We start from the raw sequence: 16,029 nt of genomic DNA on the forward strand, positions 1-16,029 counted from the left end.
GGCAGTTGAACGCTTGGATGTTGGGGTTGGTCAGCATATCCGTGAGTATGCAGTTACAGGCGGGAGTCACCGAGTTCGGTGCCGGCCTGGATCAATCCGTCTGGCGTTTGACCTCCGACACCCAGGTGGAGTGCCGGCTCGAGCACCCCATCCCCAACTGGGGCACGGGGGCATTCGTCAGTCGCGCCGGTCGCAAGATCAATCTGGACTTCGAGCTCAAGGGGCTGCGCCAGCAGGCCCAGACCCAGACGGTCAGCCTGGGCATCATGCCGCCGGTCTGGCGCCCCGGCATCGCCGGGCGGGAAGTGAGCCAGCTGCGCTTTTACCAGCAGTTTGACGGGTTGGTGGAGGGGCAGACCGCCTGGACCATGCTGGACGAGCTGGAAGGGGGGCGCATGCCGACCTTCCAGTACCGCGACTGGTATCGGCAGAATCGACCGGTGCGGGTCTCGCTCTCCTCGGTCAACTTCCGGGTCAAGTATCAGGCCTTCGTGGATTGCCTCAATGGCCTGCTGCCCTACAGTTTCAACGACATCGCCTTCAGCGTGCTCACCTATGACAAGAACAGTGACGAGCTGTCACTGGCTTCCAAGCGGCGGCTGGCGATGATCGGCGAGTATGTGAAGGTGGACAAGAGCATCGACGTGGTGGTGATCGACGCCTACAGCGACAGCTATGGCGGCCGCTGGCCGAACCAGAAGCTCTCCGAGAAACGGGCCGATGCCATCAAGAAGGTGTTTGTGGATCTGGGCATCGAACCCGGCAAGATTTCGGTGGAGGGGCACGGCGAGAAGCAGCACGTCGCCTCCAACGAAACCGAAGATGGTCGTGCCAAGAACCGGCGGGTGGTGATCAACATGGGCCGCAACGGCGCCATCTGAAGAAAACGAATCCATAAAAAAGAGCGCCTTGGCGCTCTTTTGGTTTTCTGGGGATCAGTCTGGATCAGAAGCTGTCGCCGAGGCCGCTGCCGGCATCTTTCTTGGCGATCAGCTCAATCTTGTAACCGTCCGGATCTTCCACGAAGGCGATGACGGTGGTGCCGCCCTTGACCGGGCCCGGCTCGCGGGTGATCTTGGCGCCAGCGGCGCGCAATGCCTCGCAGGTGGCATAGATGTCGTCCGCTTCCAGCGCGATGTGACCGTAGGCCGAGCCCAGCTCGTACTCGCTGACACCCCAGTTGTAGGTGAGTTCGATCACCGCTTCATCTTTCTCGTCACCGTAGCCGACGAAGGCCAGGGTGTACTTGTATTCGCTGTTCTCGCTCTTGCGCAGCAGTTTCATCCCCAGCACTCGGGTATAGAAGTCGATGGAGCGTTGCAGATCGCCGACGCGCAACATGGTATGCAGGATTCTCATTGCTCAATTCTCCGGGTAGTGGTTCTTGTTGTATGGGTGCCGCCCAAGGGGCGGATACCGGCGCTTGGCTCAAGCCCGTGCTCGCCAGGAGCGGCGCCATGACTGCGCCGCTTGCGGGCAGGCAGCCGTGTTCAGCTCTCCGGGTAGACCTTTTCCTTGTACTCGCACAAGTCCTCGATGATACAGGAACCGCAGCGCGGTTTGCGAGCCAGACAGGTGTAGCGCCCGTGCAGGATCAGCCAGTGGTGCACGTCCAGCTTGAATTCGGCGGGAACCACCTTGAGCAGCTTCTCTTCCACCTGATCGACGTTCTTGCCCACCGCAAAGCCGGTGCGGTTGGAGACCCGGAAGATATGGGTATCGACGGCGATGGTGGGCCAGCCGAAGGCGGTGTTGAGCACCACGTTGGCGGTCTTGCGGCCGACCCCGGGCAGGGCTTCGAGGGCTTCGCGGTTCTCCGGCACTTCACCGCCGTGGCGCTCCAGCAGGATGGCGCAGGTCTTGATGACGTTCTCGGCCTTGGTGTTGAACAGGCCAATGGTCTTGATGTACTCCTTGACCCCGTCTACCCCCAGTTCCAGCATGGCCTGGGGGGTGTTGGCCACCGGGTAGAGCTTGTCGGTGGCCTTGTTGACGCTGACATCGGTGGCCTGGGCCGACAGCAGTACGGCGATCAGCAGCTCGAACGGCGTCTTGAAGTTGAGCTCGGTGGTGGGGTGGGGGTTGTCGTCCCGCAGTCGCTCCAGTATCTGCCTACGTTTCTGATTGTTCATGGCTCTCTCTTGGCTCAAAGCTGGGTCGCGCGGGCACCCGCGGCCGGCACGCTGCAGTGGGCCTTCTCGGTGCTCTGCTTGCGACCCATCCAGTCGTTGATGGCGTTCTTGCCGGCGATCATCAGGCCGAGACCGATGAAGCCGCCAGGGGGCAGGATTGCCAGCAGCAGGCTGGCATCGGCGTGGAACAGCTCGATGCGCAGTGACTTGGCCCACTCTCCCAGCAGCAGGTCGGCACCGTCGAACAGGGTGCCCATGCCGATGATCTCGCGCAGCCCGCCCAGCACCAGCAGCACCAGAGTAAAGCCGAGCCCCATCATGAAGCCGTCGAGGGCTGCTAGCAGCGGCGGGTTCTTGGATGCATAGGCCTCGGCCCGGCCGATGATTACGCAGTTGGTGACGATGAGGGCGATGAAGATGCCGAGCGCCTGATAGAGGCCATAGGTGTAGGCGTTCATCAGCAACTGCACGCTGGTCACCAGCGCCGCGATGATCATCACGTAGACCGGGATGCGGATATCCTTGGGCACCAGGTTGCGCACCAGCGAGATGGCGAGGTTGGAGCTGACCAGCACTGCCATGGTGGCAAGGCCGAGCCCCAGCGCATTGGTGAAGGTGGAGGAGACCGCCAGGGTGGGGCAGAGGCCCAGCACCTGCACCAGGGAGGGGTTGTTCTTCCACAGCCCCTGCAGCATCAGCTCCTTGAGCTCTTCGCGGCGGCCATTGCTCTCGCTGAGCGGGCTCTGCCCGTCAATCACATCGACTTGTTCCATAGCTTGTGCTCCGGCGTTAGGGGGTGGCGTCACAGGCGGGGGCGTCGCGCAGCAACTCTGGGTGCTCCTGTTGCAGCAGCAACAGGTTCTTCACCGCCTTGACCACGGCCCGAGGGGTGATGGTGGCACCGGTGAAGGCGTCGAACTCGCCGCCGTCTTTCTTCACGGCCCAGCTGGCCTCGTTGTCGTGGCTGAGAAACTTGCCGACGAAGCTGTTGATCCAGTCCGATTTTTTCAGCTCGATCTTGTCGCCAAGGCCGGGGGTTTCCTTGTGGGCCAACACCCGTACCGCGCTCACGGCGCCCTTGGCATCGGTGCCCACGATGAGGCGAATGGCCCCACTGTAGCCGTCGGGGGCGACGGTTTCCAGCGCGTAGCCGGTGATTTCGCCCTGCTTGGTCGCGGTGTAGAGCGGCATGGATTGATCGCTGCCCAGATAGCGTCTGCTCTGCACCAGCTTGCAGCTGGCGACCAGATCGTTGTCATAGCTCCCCTCCGGCAGCAGGGCGGAGAGGGTGCGCAGCTTCTCCAGCTGCTGCTGATGGGCGATCCGCCCCTGGGTCAGCTCGTTGGTCAGCACCACCACGGCGGTGCAGGCGAGGGCAAACAGGGCGAGAGTGACGCCGTTTTTGCGCATGCTCTTTAACATTGCATCATTCCTGAGGGTGAGGTGTGTGCGAGGGTCATTTGCGGCGGGCTCCGTAGACTTTCGGGCGCGTCAGGCTGTCGATCAGCGGTACGCACAGGTTGGCCAGCAGCACGGCAAAGGCGAAGGCATCCGGGTAGCCACCAAAGCGGCGGATGACATAGACCAGCACCCCGATCAGCACGCCATAGACCAAGCGGCCGCGCGGGGTGGTGCTGGCACTCACCGGATCGGTGGCGATGAAGAAGGCCCCCAGCATGGTGGCGCCGCTGAACAGGTGGAACATGGGGGTGGCGGTGGCATCCGGGGTCATCAGATAACCCAGGGTGGCCGCCAGCAGCAAGGAGCCGAGGATGGCCCCCGGAATGCGCCAGTTGATCACCTTCTGCTGCAGCAGGAACAGGCCGCCCAGCAGGTAGCCGAGGTTGACCCAGCTCCAGCCGATGCCGCCCCAGCCTTCGAATACGGTGTGGGTCATCACCTCGCCGGCGGTGAGGCCCTGAGTCAGCCCAGTTTTCAGAGTGTCGAGCGGCGTGGCCATGGTCAGCCCATCCACCCCCTGCTTGAGCTGCGCCATGCTGTAACCGTCGAGGCTGAAGCCGGTGAAGATCACCGAGGCCGCATCGCCAAAGCCGATGTCATAGGCGGCGATGCTGGAGGGCGGCAGCCAGCTGGTCATCTGTACCGGGAAGGAGACCAGCAGCAGCACATAGGCCACCATGGCGGGGTTGAACAGGTTTTGACCGAGCCCGCCATAGAGGTGTTTGGCGATGATGATGGCAAACGCCGTGCCCAGCACCAGCATCCACCAGGGCAGCAGCGGTGGCAGGGAGAGACCGATCAGCACGGCGGTCAGGGCCGCGCTGCCATCCAGCAGGGCCGGTTTGACGGGGCGTCCGCGCAGGCGCAGCACCAGCGCCTCCGAGGCGAGCGCCGTGACCAGCGCCAGCAGGATCTGGATCAGGGTGCCCCAACCAAAGAACCAGCTCTGCGCCAGAAAACCGGGCAGGCAGGCCAGGATCACCAGCAACATCAGGGTTTGGGTCTGTTTGCGGTTGTGGGCAAACGGCGCACTCGCGATATTGAACATGGATCAGTGGCTCTTGTCGGTCGATGGAGAAGGAGAGGCCTGGGCTGCTGCCTCGGCCGCCAGTTTGCGGGCCTTGGCACGGGCCACGGCGGCGGCAATGGCCGCTTTCTTGGGATCCGCATCGGCGGCTGGCTGCGACGCATCGGCAGCCGGTGCCGCCACGGTGGTTACCTCGGGCTTGGCGGTGGCCTCCTCGTCTTGCACCTCTGCGGACTTGGCAACGGCCTCCTCACCTTGCGCCTGGGCCGCCTTCTTGGCCTTGGCACGGGCGATGGCGGCAGCAATGGCTGCTTTCTTGGGATCCGCGTCGGCGGCTGAGTCAGGCTGCGGCGCTGTTGCAGGGGCTGCTACGGCGGCTTCTTCACCTTCGGTCACGGCTGCATCCCCTTGCGCCTGAGCGGCCTTCTTGGCCTTGGCGCGGGCGATGGCAGCAGCGATGGCCGCCTTCTTGGGATCCGCATCGGCGGTGGTGTCAGGCTGCGGCGCTGCTGCAGGGGCTGCCACGGCGGCCTCTTCACTTTCGGTCGCGGCTGCGTCCCCTTGCGCCTGAGCGGCCTTCTTGGCCTTGGCACGGGAGATAGCTGCCGCGATAGCCGCCTTCTTGGGATCCGCGTCGGCAATGGGGTCAGACTGGGGCGCGTCTGCAGGAATATCCGCAGCCGCTTCATCACCTTGCGTGCTGGCGGCTTTCTTGGCCTTGGCACGGGCGATGGCGGCAGCGATGGCCGCCTTCTTGAGATCCGCGTCGGCGGCTGAGTCAGGCTGAGGCGCAGCAGCAGAGCTATCCGCCACCACTGCTTCGCTTGGCTCCTGAACCGCTTTTTTGGCCTTGGCACGTGCCAGCGCCGCCGCAATGGCGGCTTTCTTGGCATCCTGTCCGTCCGCTGCCGGTGCATCGGTCTGGACCGAGTCGGGCTCGCCGGCGGCCGCTTTGGCGGCTCGGCGGGCGATGGCCTCCTGCTTGCGCGCCTCGCGGGCGGCAATCATGGCGCTGTTGTCCGGTGCGAGTTCGCTGGCACCGACCGGCGCAGCGTCCTGTTTGGCCTTGATGCGAGCCAGTGCCGCGGCCACCGGATCTTCTCCGCCGGCCGCCGTCATGGCCTGGCGCCGCTGGGCGGCAGCCTCGGCATGACGGGCTTCGCGGGCGGCTTTTTCCCGCTCGAAGCGGGCCTGCTTGGCCTCGAAGCGCTGCTTGGCGCGCTCGGCCTTCTCGGCCTCGGCGCGCGCCTCGCGGATGTCATCCTTGGCAATCTTGTAGTACTGCACCAGCGGGATCTCGCTCGGGCAGACCCAGGCACAGGCGCCGCACTCGATGCAGTCGAACAGGTTGAGCCCCTCGGCCTTGTCGTACTCCTTGGCCCGACTGTACCAGTAGAGCTCTTGCGGCAGCAGGTTGGCCGGGCAGGCGTCGGCACAGGCGCTGCAGCGAATGCAGGCCTGCTCGGGACCGGGCGGTGGCAGTTCGGCCCGGGTGGGGGAGAGCAGGCAGTTGGTAGCCTTGACCACCGGCACCATGGCATGGGGCAGGGTGAAGCCCATCATGGGGCCGCCCATGATCACCCGCTGATCCGCCTCGGGCTGCAGCTCGAAACGCTGCAGCAACCAGCGTACCGGGGTGCCCAGCAGCACCCAGGCGTTGCCCGGTTTCTTGAAGGCGTCGCCGGTGAGGGTGACGATGCGGGAGATGAGCGGTTCGCCGTCGATGATGGCGCGCTTGATGGCAAACACGGTGGCCACGTTGAGCACCATGATGCCCATGTCCACGGCGCGGCCCCCCTTGGGAACCTGGCGGCCGGTGAGCAGCTCGATGGTCTGCTTGGCGCCTCCCGAGGGATACTTGGTGGGCACCGTCTTGACCAGTACGTCTTCGTCTGTGGCATGACGGGTCAGCTCACCGATGGCGGCCGGCTTGTTGTCTTCCACCCCGATCAGGGTCAGCTTGGGTTTGAGCAAGTGCTTGAGCACCCGGATGCCGTCCATGATCTCGTCGGCATACTCCTGCATCAGCCGGTCATCGGTGGTGATGTAGGGTTCGCACTCCAGCCCGTTGACGATCAGGATCTCGGTCAGCTGACCGCGGCCATCGAGCTTGCTGTGGGTCGGGAACACGGCGCCGCCAAGGCCCGCGATGCCAGCCTGCTGGATGCGCTCGAGCAGCTCGCCCCGCTCCAGATTCCAGTAGTCGCTGCGGCCCTGACGCTCGCCCCAGGCATCTTCGCCATCCGGGGTGAGGGTGATGCAGAGATCGTCGAGACCGGAGGGGTGGGCCACCGTGTGGTGACCGATGGCGGTGATGGTGCCGGAGGTGGAGGCGTGCACCGGCACGAAACGCCCCTTGTCATGGCGAGTGAGCGGCTGGCCTTTCTTGACCTGGTCGCCGACCCGCACCAGCAGGTCGCCGGCCGGGCCCGCGTGCTGGCGCACCGGGATGATGAGCTGGGGCGGCAGACCCGCGTCCACCACCGGGGTGAGACTGGATTGGTCTTTGTTCTCGGGAGGGTGAATGCCGCCGTGAAAATCCCACAGAGTGCCGGCTTTGATGCGTTCGAGTAAGGACTGCATGGTTACTTATTCCACTATCTTGACCGGAATGGCGACGTTGGCCAGATCCCACTTCCAGTTGTCGACCGTGGTCGGCACCGGGATCATTTCGATACAGTCGGTCGGGCAGGGATCGACACAGAGATCGCAGCCGGTGCACTCGTCGGCAATGACGGTGTGCATCGCCTTGGTGGCGCCGACGATGGCATCGACTGGACAGGCCTGGATGCATTTGGTGCAGCCTATGCATTGATCTTCATGAATGAAGGCGACTTTCTTGATGGGGGCGGCGGCCTCGGCGCCGCCCAGCGGCTGGGGTTCGACCCCCATCAGGTCGGCGATCTTGCGCATGGTGGCATCGCCACCTGGCACGCACTTGTTGATCTGATCGCCATTGGCCAGCGCCTCGGCGTAGGGTTTGCAGCCCGGGTAGCCGCACTGGCCGCACTGGGTTTGCGGCAGCAGGGCGTCGAGCTGATCGACGATGGGATCGGCTTCCACATGAAATTTGACGGCGGCAAAGCCCAGGATGATGCCGAAGGCCAGAGCCAGCAGAGCCAACACCAGAACGGCAAAGAGTATGTGAGTCATAGCGCTATATCTTGATGAGGCCGGTAAAGCCCATAAAGGCCAGCGACATCAGGCCGGCGGTGATCATGGCGATGGAGACGCCGCGAAACGGAGTGGGCACGTCGGCGGCCACCAGACGTTCACGCATGGCGGCAAACAGGATCAGCACCAGCGAGAAACCGGTGGCGGCGCCGAAGCCGTAGATGATGCTCTGGATGAAATTGTGGTGCTCGTTGATGCTGAGCAGGGCCACCCCCAGCACGGCGCAGTTGGTGGTGATGAGCGGCAGAAAGATGCCTAGCAGACGATAGAGGGTGGGGCTGCTTTTGCGGATAACCATCTCGGTAAACTGAACCACGACAGCGATCACAAGAATGAAGGCGAGCGTGCGCAGGTAGGCGATGTTCAGCGGGATCAGGATATAGTGTTCCATCAGATAGGAACAGGCGCTGGCCAGGGTCATCACGAAGGTGGTCGCCAGCCCCATGCCGATGGCAGTTTCCAGCTTGCCGGAGACGCCCATGAAGGGGCACAGGCCGAGGAATTTCACCAGCACGAAGTTGTTAATCAGCACAGTGCCGACCAATAAAAGCAGGTACTCAGTCATTGCAGGTTGGTTATCCGGTGTGAAGGCGGCGGTATTATCTGATTTTAGGTGCCTTTTAACAACCGCAAGGCCGCATGGTTATTATTCAAATGGCCAATTTCATGGAGGAAACGTGCGCCCTTTACCCATTTTTACCCTGACCCTGGCGATGCTGCTCTGGTCCAGCTCCTTCATCGCGCTCAAGCACGTGCTGGGGGTCTGGGGCTTCGGTCAGGTGCTGTTCATGCGCATGAGCGTGGCGGCGCTCTGCTGGCTGTGCTGCTACCGCTATCTCGGCAATTTCCGCTATCAGAAAGGGGACTGGCGCTGGCTGGCGTTGATGGGGGCATTGGAGCCCTGTCTCTATTTCCTGCTGGAGGTCAACGCCCTGCGCTACACCAGTGCCGGTCAGGCCGGCATGGTCTGTGCTCTGTTGCCGCTCATCGTGGCGCTGGTGGCCTTCGTGCTGATCCGCGAGCGGGTGAGCCGCCGCCAATTGCTTGGCTTCGCCATCGCCATCTTCGGTATCGCGCTGCTCGGTTTTGGCAGCGGGACGGATGAATTTGCCCCCAATGCCCTGCTTGGCAACAGCCTGGAGATGGCGGCCATGTTCTGCGCCGCCACCTACTCTGTGGTGTTCAAGAAGCTTTGCAGCCGCTACAGCGTGCTGACCCTGACTGCGTTGCAGGCGTTTGTCGGCACCCTCTTCTTCGCCCCCTTTGCCTTTGGCGAACCTTGGCCGACGGCCTGGGTGTGGCAGGACATGGCGGTCATCGTCTTTCTCGGCGCCTGCGTGACCCTGGGGGCCTACCTGCTCTACAACTGGTCGGTGACCCAGGTGAAGGTGACGCTGGCGGCGGCCTACGTCAATCTCATCCCGGTGTTCACCCTGCTGTTGGCCTATTTGCTGCTGGGAGAGACCCTCAACGCCTTGCAATGGGTGGCCTGTGGCGCCGTGCTGCTGGGGATCGTGGTGGGACAGCTGCCCGCCAGGCGCGTGCGGATGCCGGCGGCCACCACAGGCTCGTGACGGCCACAAATTGACTACAGTCAGGGCTGGTAGCAGCGAGGAGCGGGATCATGAGTGACATGAGGTTACTGGTGCAGGCGCGACTGCTGCTTGGCCACCACCCCTTCACCCTGGCCGATGCACGGGCACTGGAGGCGCTGGAAGAGGAGGCTGTGGGCGAGGAGGGGCTCTGCATCGCCGAGCTGTGGGAGTGCGCCCTGCAGCAGGCCGACGAGGAGGCCAGGCACTATCTGTCGGGGCGGGATTGACGCTCTGATCGGAAGAAAAAACACGGGGCCTGGCCCCGTGTGTTGTGATGGCGAGGCCCCTAGATGGAGAGGCCCTTGACGGTGTCCGACACCGAGTTGGCGTCCTCGATGATCTCCTGAATGACGCCGGCGATGATGTCGGCCTGGGCCTGGCCCGCCATCGCCTTGTCCGATACCACCGAGACGGTCTGGGTGATCCTGGAGGTGATGTCGGAGTTGAGTCGGATGACGGAGACTATCTCGCCGGTGGAGGTGGAGGTTCGCGCCGCCAGTTGGCGCACTTCATCGGCCACCACCGCAAACCCGCGGCCCTGCTCGCCGGCGCGGGCCGCTTCGATGGCGGCGTTGAGCGCCAGCAGATTGGTCTGATCTGCGATGCTGCTGATGGTCGAGATGATGGACTCTATGCTTCGGGATTGCTGGTTGAGGTTCTCTATCTGCCGGCTGACTTCGCTGACCGAGCTGTTGATGTGGGCCGAGGTTTCCAGCACCTTGTCGATCACCTCCCGTCCCCTGGCGGCGCTCAGCACCGTCTCTCCGGCGATGGCGCAGGCCTTCTGGGCCGCTTCGCGCACCGAGATGGATTTCTCCACCCGCTCGCTGATGTTGCTGGCCAGCTTGATGATTTTGATCACCTTGCCCTCATGGTTGAAGATGGGGTTGTAGGTGGCCTCCAGCCAGATCTTCTCGCCGTGGCGGCCACGGCGCATGAAGAGCCCCGACTGGATGGAGCCCGTCCCCAGATCCCGCCAGAAGTTGGGATTCTGCTGATAGAAGGCCTCGTCGCAGAACATGCGGTGAGACTGGCCCACCACCTCGTCCAGCCGGTAGCCGAAGCAGTGCAGGAAATTCTGGTTGGCGGTGATGACGGTGCCATCGGGTTGGAAGTCGATGACGGCCAGGGATTTGTCCAGTGCCGCCAGCAGCGCCTGGGTGCGCTCCAGGGTGGATTGCTGTTCGGTGACGTTGGAGGCCACCTTGGCCACCTTGATCACCTTGCCATCGAGGAGGATCGGGAAGTAGCTGGCTTCGAGCCAGACCGCCTTGCCCGATTTGGCCTGCCGGATGAAACGGCCGTTGCGCGACTCCCCCCTGCGCAGATCCTGCCACAGCTGTTCATATTCGCGGGTTTTCACGTCCTCGAGAAAGCAGAGGGCGCTGTGGTGCTTGCCGATCACCTCCTCCCGGGCATAGCCCACGATGGCGAGAAAACGATCGTTGACGAAGGTGACCACCCCCTGCGGGGTGAACTCGATATAGGGAACCCGTGACTGGATGGCCTGCTCAAAGGCGCCAAGTTCTGCGATCTGTGCCGCTTGTTCACTCTGTTCACTTTTACCCGTGCGATTCCAAAACATGGCGGAGCTCCTTGTTAAGACCCTGGTGAGGCCTTTCATGACAATACCCGACCGGCTGAATACTAGTACAGGTTGTTTAGCTGTCGCCTCAGCCATCAGGGTTAATTGTTTGTTTTGTCATTATCGATCTTGTCATGTTGGCAAGCCGTGCAGAAGGGCGGGGAGGCCGGTCCCGCTCCGGCAGGCTGACGGTAGGCCCCTTAGGCGGCATTTGTCCCACGCTTTGTTCATTTTCCCTGCGATTCAACACATCAGAGCACCTTATCGCGGCAAGATGAGGTATCTTATGCCCCGATTTCATCCATTAAACGGATCCGAGACCCCATATGATCATCAAACCCAAGGTTCGCGGCTTTATCTGCACCACCACTCACCCGGTCGGTTGTGAAGCCAATGTTCGTCGCCAGATCGCTTATACCAAGGCCAAGGGCACCATCGAGAATGGTCCCAAGAAAGTGCTGGTGATCGGCGCTTCCACCGGTTATGGCCTGGCTTCCCGCATTGCCGCCGCCTTCGGCTCCGGCGCTGCCACCCTCGGTGTCTTCTTCGAAAAAGCCGGCAGCGAGACCAAGACTGCCACCGCCGGCTGGTACAACTCCGCTGCCTTCGACAAGGCCGCCAAAGAGGCGGGCCTCTACGCCAAGAGCATCAACGGCGATGCCTTCTCCAATGAATGCCGCGCCAAGGTGATCGAGCTGATCAAGCAGGATCTGGGTCAGATTGATCTGGTGGTCTACTCCCTGGCCTCGCCGGTGCGCAAACTGCCGGATACCGGCGAAGTGGTGCGCTCTGCCCTCAAGCCCATCGGCGAGGTCTACACCACCACCGCCATCGATACCAACAAGGATCAGATCATCACCGCCACCGTCGAGCCGGCGAACGAGGAAGAGATCCAGAACACCATCACCGTCATGGGCGGTCAGGACTGGGAGTTGTGGATGGCGGCCCTGCGCGATGCAGGCGTACTGGCCGACGGCGCCAAGTCCGTGGCCTACTCCTACATCGGTACCGATCTGACCTGGCCAATCTACTGGCACGGCACTCTGGGCCGCGCCAAGGAAGATCTGGACCGCGCCGCCGCCGCCATCCGTGGCGATCTGGCTGCCAAGGGCGGCACCGCCCACGTGGCCGTGCTCAAATCCGTGGTGACCCAGGCCTCCTCCGCTATTCCGGTGATGCCGCTCTACATCTCCATGGCCTTCAAGATCATGAAGGAGAAGGGCATTCACGAGGGCTGCATGGAGCAGGTGGATCGCATGATGCGCACCCGTCTCTACGCTGCCGACATGGCGCTGGACGATCAGGCTCGCATCCGCATGGATGACTGGGAGCTGCGCGAAGACGTGCAGCAGACCTGCCGTGACCTGTGGCCATCCATCACCAGCGAGAACCTCTGTGAGCTGACCGACTACACCGGTTACAAGCAGGAGTTCCTGCGTCTGTTCGGTTTCGGGCTGGACGAGGTCGATTACGATGCGGATGTGAATCCGGACGTGAAATTCGATGTGGTCGAGCTCTGAGTCTGACCCAAGTGAAAACAGGGCCCTACGGGGCCCTGTTTTTTTGGCAAAAATCCCGCTAAGTTGCGGAATTTTATTATCCGCGATCACCTTTTTCCCATATCAAACCCGCTAGTCTGGCGGTGATCGGATAACATGACGGCATTGCCGAGGTACGGAAGCTATGACCACTCCACATGAGGCGCCCAAAAAGCGCCAACTCCCCACTGTCTATACCCTGCTTTTCATCATCATCGCCCTGATGGCGGCCCTGACCTGGGTGCTGCCGGCGGGCAAATACAACTACGTGACGGCCAAGACCCAGCAGCCGGTGGCGGCCGCGGCCGTGGCCGATTACAGCGGCGACGAGCGGCTGTTGCCGGTGCCCGGCAGCTACACCGAGCTCCCTTCCCAACCGCAGGGGGTATTCGATGTGCTCAAGGCGCCCATCCAGGGCTTTCACAAGGCGGCCGACGTGGCGCTGTTCGTGCTCATCATCGGTGGTTTCTTGGCGGTGACCATGCAGAGCGGGGCACTGGATGCGGGGGTAGGGGCCATAGTGCGCGGTTTTGCCGGGCGCGAGCGGCTGCTGATCCCCGTGCTGATCGCCCTGTTTGCCCTCGGCGGCTCCACCTTCGGCATGGCGGAGGAGACGGTGGCCTTCTGGGCACTGATCGTGCCGGTGATGATGGCGGCGGGCTTCGATCGCATGGTGGCGGCGGGGATCATCCTGCTCGGCTCCGGGGTCGGGGTGCTCGCTTCCACCGTCAACCCGTTTGCCACCGGCATCGCCTCCGGTTTTGCCGGCATCCCCATCGGTGAGGGGATTGGCCTTAGGGTTGTGCAGTGGCTGCTGTTGGTGATCTTCGCCTCCTGGTTCGTGATGCGCTACGCCAAGCAGGTGCAGCAGGACAAGTCCCGCTCCGTGCTGGCTGACATCGCCTATGACGACGAGTTCTCCCAGATGAAGAGCGGCAACCTCGCCTTCAGTGGCAAGCAGAAGCTCACCATGCTGGTCTTCTTCGGCACCTTCCTGCTGATGATCTATGCGGTGGTACCTTGGTCAGATCTGGGCATCGACCTGCTGCCCACCCTGGGCTGGTGGTTCGACGAGCTCTCTACCCTGTTCTTCAGCGCCTCCATCCTGATCGCGCTGATCAACCGGATGCCGGAGTCCAACTACGTGGCAACCTTCCTGAGCGGGGCGCGGGACCTCATCGGGGTGGCGCTGGTGGTGGCGGTGGCACGCGGCATCTATGTGGTGATGGAGCATGGGGTCATCATCGACACCATACTGCACTGGGCCGAGGGGCTGGTGAGCGGGCTGTCGTCGTCGGTGTTCATCCTGATGGCCTATCTGGTGCACATCATCCTGAGCTTCTTCATCCCCTCCACCTCGGGGCTGGCGACCGTCTCCATGCCGCTGATGGGGCCGCTGGCAGACTTCTCCGGCATCTCGCGGGATCTGGTGATCACCGCCTATCAGTCCGCCTCCGGCTGGATCAACCTGTTTGCCCCCACCGCAGCCCATCTGGTGGCGGGGCTGGCGCTGGCCAAGATCCCCTACGATCGCTTCGTGCGCTGGGTGCTGCCCTTCATCATCGGGGTGGCCCTCATCACCATGGCGGTACTGGTGGCCGGTACCTTGCTGCACGGCTGATGGCGCGGCTAGCAAACGACAGACAACAAAAAGGCTCCCGCGGGAGCCTTTTTCATGAGCCTTGCTTACTGCTTGTAGCCCTTGAGGAAGCGGGCGAGACGGCCGATGGCCTCTTCCAGCTCCTCTTCCCGGGGCAGGAACACCAGCCGGAAGTGATCCGGTGCCGGCCAGTTGAAGCCGGTGCCCTGCACCAGCAGCAATTTTTCCTGCTGCAGCAGATCGAACACCATCTTCTGGTCGTCGCGGATGTCGTACACCTTGGGGTCGAGGCGCGGGAACATGTAGAGCGCCCCCTTGGGCTTGACGCAGGAGACGCCCGGAATGTCGTTGAGCAGCTCCCACGCCTTGTCGCGCTGGCGGCGTAGGCGGCCGCCCGGCAGGATCAGCTCGTTGATGCTCTGGTAACCACCCAGGGCGGTCTGGATGGCGTGCTGCATCGGTACGTTGGCGCACAGCCGCATGGAGGCCAGCATCTCCAGCCCCTCGATGTAGCCCTTGGCACGACCCTTGGGACCGGTGATGACCATCCAGCCCTGACGGAAGCCGCAGGCACGGTAGGCCTTGGAGAGGCCGTTGAAGGTCACCACCATGACATCGTCGCACAGGGTGCAGACGCTGGTGTGGGAGATGTCGTCGTAGAGGATCTTGTCGTAGATCTCGTCGGCGAAGATGATGAGGTTGTGCTGGCGGGCGATCTCGATCACCTCCAGCAGGAACTCGCTGCCGTAGACGGCGCCAGTCGGGTTGTTGGGGTTGATCAGCACCAGGCCGCGGGTGCGCGGGGTGATGCGGGCACGGATGTCGTCGAGATCCGGATACCAGTCGGCCCCTTCATCGCAGCGATAGTGCACCGCATGGCCGCCGGAGAGGGTCACTGCCGCCGTCCAGAGCGGGTAGTCGGGGGAGGGCACCAGCATCTCGTCGCCGTTGTTGAGCAGCGCCTGCATCGCCATCACGATGAGTTCACTGGCGCCGTTGCCGATGTAGATGTCGTCGATGTCGACCTTGCGCATCCCTTTCTGCTGGTAGTACTGCATCACCGCCTTGCGGGCCGAGAAGAGCCCCTTGGAGTCGCAGTAGCCCTGGCTGAGCGGCATGTTGAGGATCACATCCTTGATGATCTCTTCCGGCGCATCGAAACCGAACGGGGCCGGGTTGCCGATGTTGAGCTTGATGATGCGGTGGCCTTCGTCTTCGAGACGGCGAGCTTCTTTATGCACCGGGCCGCGGATGTCATAGCAGACATCGTCGAGCTTGTGGGACTTGTCGATAGTGAACATGGTGACTGTGATTCCTTCCCCTGGGGGCGCGTTGGCGAAAAAGGCGTTTTTTAGTATCAAATTTCTTTTCCCCTATTCTTCACAGAATTGAATGCTAGAACAATCCTCTTTTTAGTAGAATTCCCTGATTTTTAGCCCTAAAACAGGGTTGCCAAAACGTTAAATTCAGCACGATCGTTTGTGGTAACCGAGTTTCACCAGTGAAAGATGAGGGGCTGATTAACAAAGCTACCCGACTGTGTTGAAATATTCACTCTCGCTGGCACGATTGGCTTGCGTGAAAAATGTCATTATTTTTGTCGGCGCCGGCCCAAAAAGCAGAGCATGTGGTCTGCGCGCCATGCTGGCGACGCCTGGCGTCGATATCGAAGGAGTTCCCATGCAAGCCCCCGCAGTTGGTCGCTACCGCCATTTCAAGGGTGGGTATTATCAGGTGTTGACCCTGGCCCTGCACACCGAAACCGGGGAGCAGCTGGTGATCTACCAGAGCGAGCAGGATGGAGCCGTCTACGCCCGCCCGGTGGCCATGTTCATGGAGTGGATCGAGCATCAGGGAGACGTGGTGAGCCGTTTCACCCCGGTTGCCGGCTGAGGTTGACCATTGACCATGAAAAAG

16 protein-coding genes and 1 pseudogene are annotated in these 16,029 nt (G+C 62.4%); 6 read left to right on the plus strand and 11 right to left on the minus strand.

The window, feature by feature from the left end; genetic code table 11:
- Positions 1 to 5: 5 nt before the first annotated feature.
- Positions 6 to 881, plus strand: coding sequence for an OmpA family protein (locus ACB032_RS18965; RefSeq protein WP_024944879.1), 876 nt, complete (start codon positions 6 to 8; stop codon positions 879 to 881).
- A gap of 64 nt (positions 882 to 945) precedes the next feature.
- Here the strand turns inward: ACB032_RS18965 and gloA are convergent, their stop codons facing one another.
- The 8 genes from gloA to rsxA all read right to left on the minus strand — a co-directional run bounded on the left by gloA (position 946) and on the right by rsxA (position 8,359).
- Positions 946 to 1,359 (minus strand): lactoylglutathione lyase, encoded by a 414-nt coding sequence (gloA, locus tag ACB032_RS18970; RefSeq protein ID WP_011706456.1) that lies wholly within the window; start codon positions 1,357 to 1,359, stop codon positions 946 to 948.
- 131 nt (positions 1,360 to 1,490) lie between these two features.
- Positions 1,491 to 2,132 carry an endonuclease III gene (gene nth, locus ACB032_RS18975; protein ID WP_017408071.1) on the minus strand — a complete coding sequence of 214 codons (642 nt, stop codon included), beginning with the start codon at positions 2,130 to 2,132 and terminating at the stop codon, positions 1,491 to 1,493.
- 14 nt (positions 2,133 to 2,146) lie between these two features.
- Positions 2,147 to 2,905 carry an electron transport complex subunit E gene (locus tag ACB032_RS18980; RefSeq protein ID WP_207137756.1) on the minus strand — a complete coding sequence of 253 codons (759 nt, stop codon included), beginning with the start codon at positions 2,903 to 2,905 and terminating at the stop codon, positions 2,147 to 2,149.
- Between the two features lie 16 nt (positions 2,906 to 2,921).
- A complete protein-coding gene (gene rsxG / locus ACB032_RS18985) occupies positions 2,922 to 3,554 on the minus strand; it encodes an electron transport complex subunit RsxG (protein ID WP_016351104.1) in 633 nt (210 codons plus the stop codon).
- A gap of 34 nt (positions 3,555 to 3,588) precedes the next feature.
- A complete protein-coding gene (gene rsxD / locus ACB032_RS18990) occupies positions 3,589 to 4,641 on the minus strand; it encodes an electron transport complex subunit RsxD (protein WP_124252565.1) in 1,053 nt (350 codons plus the stop codon).
- Between the two features lie 3 nt (positions 4,642 to 4,644).
- The gene (gene rsxC / locus ACB032_RS18995; RefSeq protein WP_371138552.1) at positions 4,645 to 7,203 is read right to left on the minus strand and encodes an electron transport complex subunit RsxC; all 2,559 of its coding nucleotides are present in this window, start codon (positions 7,201 to 7,203) and stop codon (positions 4,645 to 4,647) included.
- 6 nt (positions 7,204 to 7,209) lie between these two features.
- Complete coding sequence (gene rsxB / locus ACB032_RS19000; RefSeq protein ID WP_011706450.1) at positions 7,210 to 7,773, minus strand: electron transport complex subunit RsxB; 564 nt, start codon at positions 7,771 to 7,773, stop codon at positions 7,210 to 7,212.
- 4 nt (positions 7,774 to 7,777) lie between these two features.
- Positions 7,778 to 8,359 carry an electron transport complex subunit RsxA gene (gene rsxA / locus ACB032_RS19005; protein WP_005302262.1) on the minus strand — a complete coding sequence of 194 codons (582 nt, stop codon included), beginning with the start codon at positions 8,357 to 8,359 and terminating at the stop codon, positions 7,778 to 7,780.
- 112 nt (positions 8,360 to 8,471) lie between these two features.
- Here rsxA and ACB032_RS19010 point away from each other — a divergent pair, with 112 nt between their 5' ends.
- Together ACB032_RS19010 and ACB032_RS19015 are read left to right on the plus strand one after the other, a co-directional pair.
- A complete protein-coding gene (locus tag ACB032_RS19010; RefSeq protein WP_371138553.1) occupies positions 8,472 to 9,368 on the plus strand; it encodes a DMT family transporter in 897 nt (298 codons plus the stop codon).
- 50 nt (positions 9,369 to 9,418) lie between these two features.
- Positions 9,419 to 9,616, plus strand: coding sequence for a hypothetical protein (locus ACB032_RS19015; protein ID WP_371138554.1), 198 nt, complete (start codon positions 9,419 to 9,421; stop codon positions 9,614 to 9,616).
- 59 nt (positions 9,617 to 9,675) lie between these two features.
- Here ACB032_RS19015 and ACB032_RS19020 read toward each other — a convergent pair whose 3' ends face one another.
- Both ACB032_RS19020 and ACB032_RS19025 read right to left on the minus strand, forming a co-directional pair.
- Entirely contained in the window at positions 9,676 to 10,209 is a 534-nt protein-coding gene (locus tag ACB032_RS19020) for a methyl-accepting chemotaxis protein (RefSeq protein ID WP_256821952.1), read from the minus strand.
- A 6-nt stretch (positions 10,210 to 10,215) separates the two neighbouring features.
- Positions 10,216 to 11,070: pseudogene (locus ACB032_RS19025) on the minus strand (PAS domain-containing protein); the annotation flags it as partial.
- A gap of 230 nt (positions 11,071 to 11,300) precedes the next feature.
- Between ACB032_RS19025 and fabV the strand changes: the two are divergent.
- Together fabV and ACB032_RS19035 are read left to right on the plus strand one after the other, a co-directional pair.
- Positions 11,301 to 12,494, plus strand: a complete 1,194-nt coding sequence (gene fabV, locus ACB032_RS19030) for an enoyl-ACP reductase FabV (RefSeq protein WP_017408076.1) — start codon at positions 11,301 to 11,303, stop codon at positions 12,492 to 12,494.
- 163 nt (positions 12,495 to 12,657) lie between these two features.
- Positions 12,658 to 14,133, plus strand: coding sequence for a YfcC family protein (locus ACB032_RS19035; protein ID WP_371138555.1), 1,476 nt, complete (start codon positions 12,658 to 12,660; stop codon positions 14,131 to 14,133).
- 65 nt (positions 14,134 to 14,198) lie between these two features.
- On the opposite strand, the gene ACB032_RS19040 is transcribed toward ACB032_RS19035, so the two are convergent.
- A complete protein-coding gene (locus tag ACB032_RS19040) occupies positions 14,199 to 15,413 on the minus strand; it encodes a pyridoxal phosphate-dependent aminotransferase (RefSeq protein ID WP_011706443.1) in 1,215 nt (404 codons plus the stop codon).
- 379 nt (positions 15,414 to 15,792) lie between these two features.
- Between ACB032_RS19040 and ACB032_RS19045 the strand changes: the two genes are divergently transcribed.
- Positions 15,793 to 16,005 (plus strand): DUF1653 domain-containing protein, encoded by a 213-nt coding sequence (locus tag ACB032_RS19045; protein WP_017408079.1) that lies wholly within the window; start codon positions 15,793 to 15,795, stop codon positions 16,003 to 16,005.
- Positions 16,006 to 16,029 lie beyond the last annotated feature (24 nt).

The organism is Aeromonas sp. S5(2024) (assembly GCF_041403025.1).
Classification (GTDB): Bacteria; Pseudomonadota; Gammaproteobacteria; order Enterobacterales; family Aeromonadaceae; genus Aeromonas; species Aeromonas hydrophila.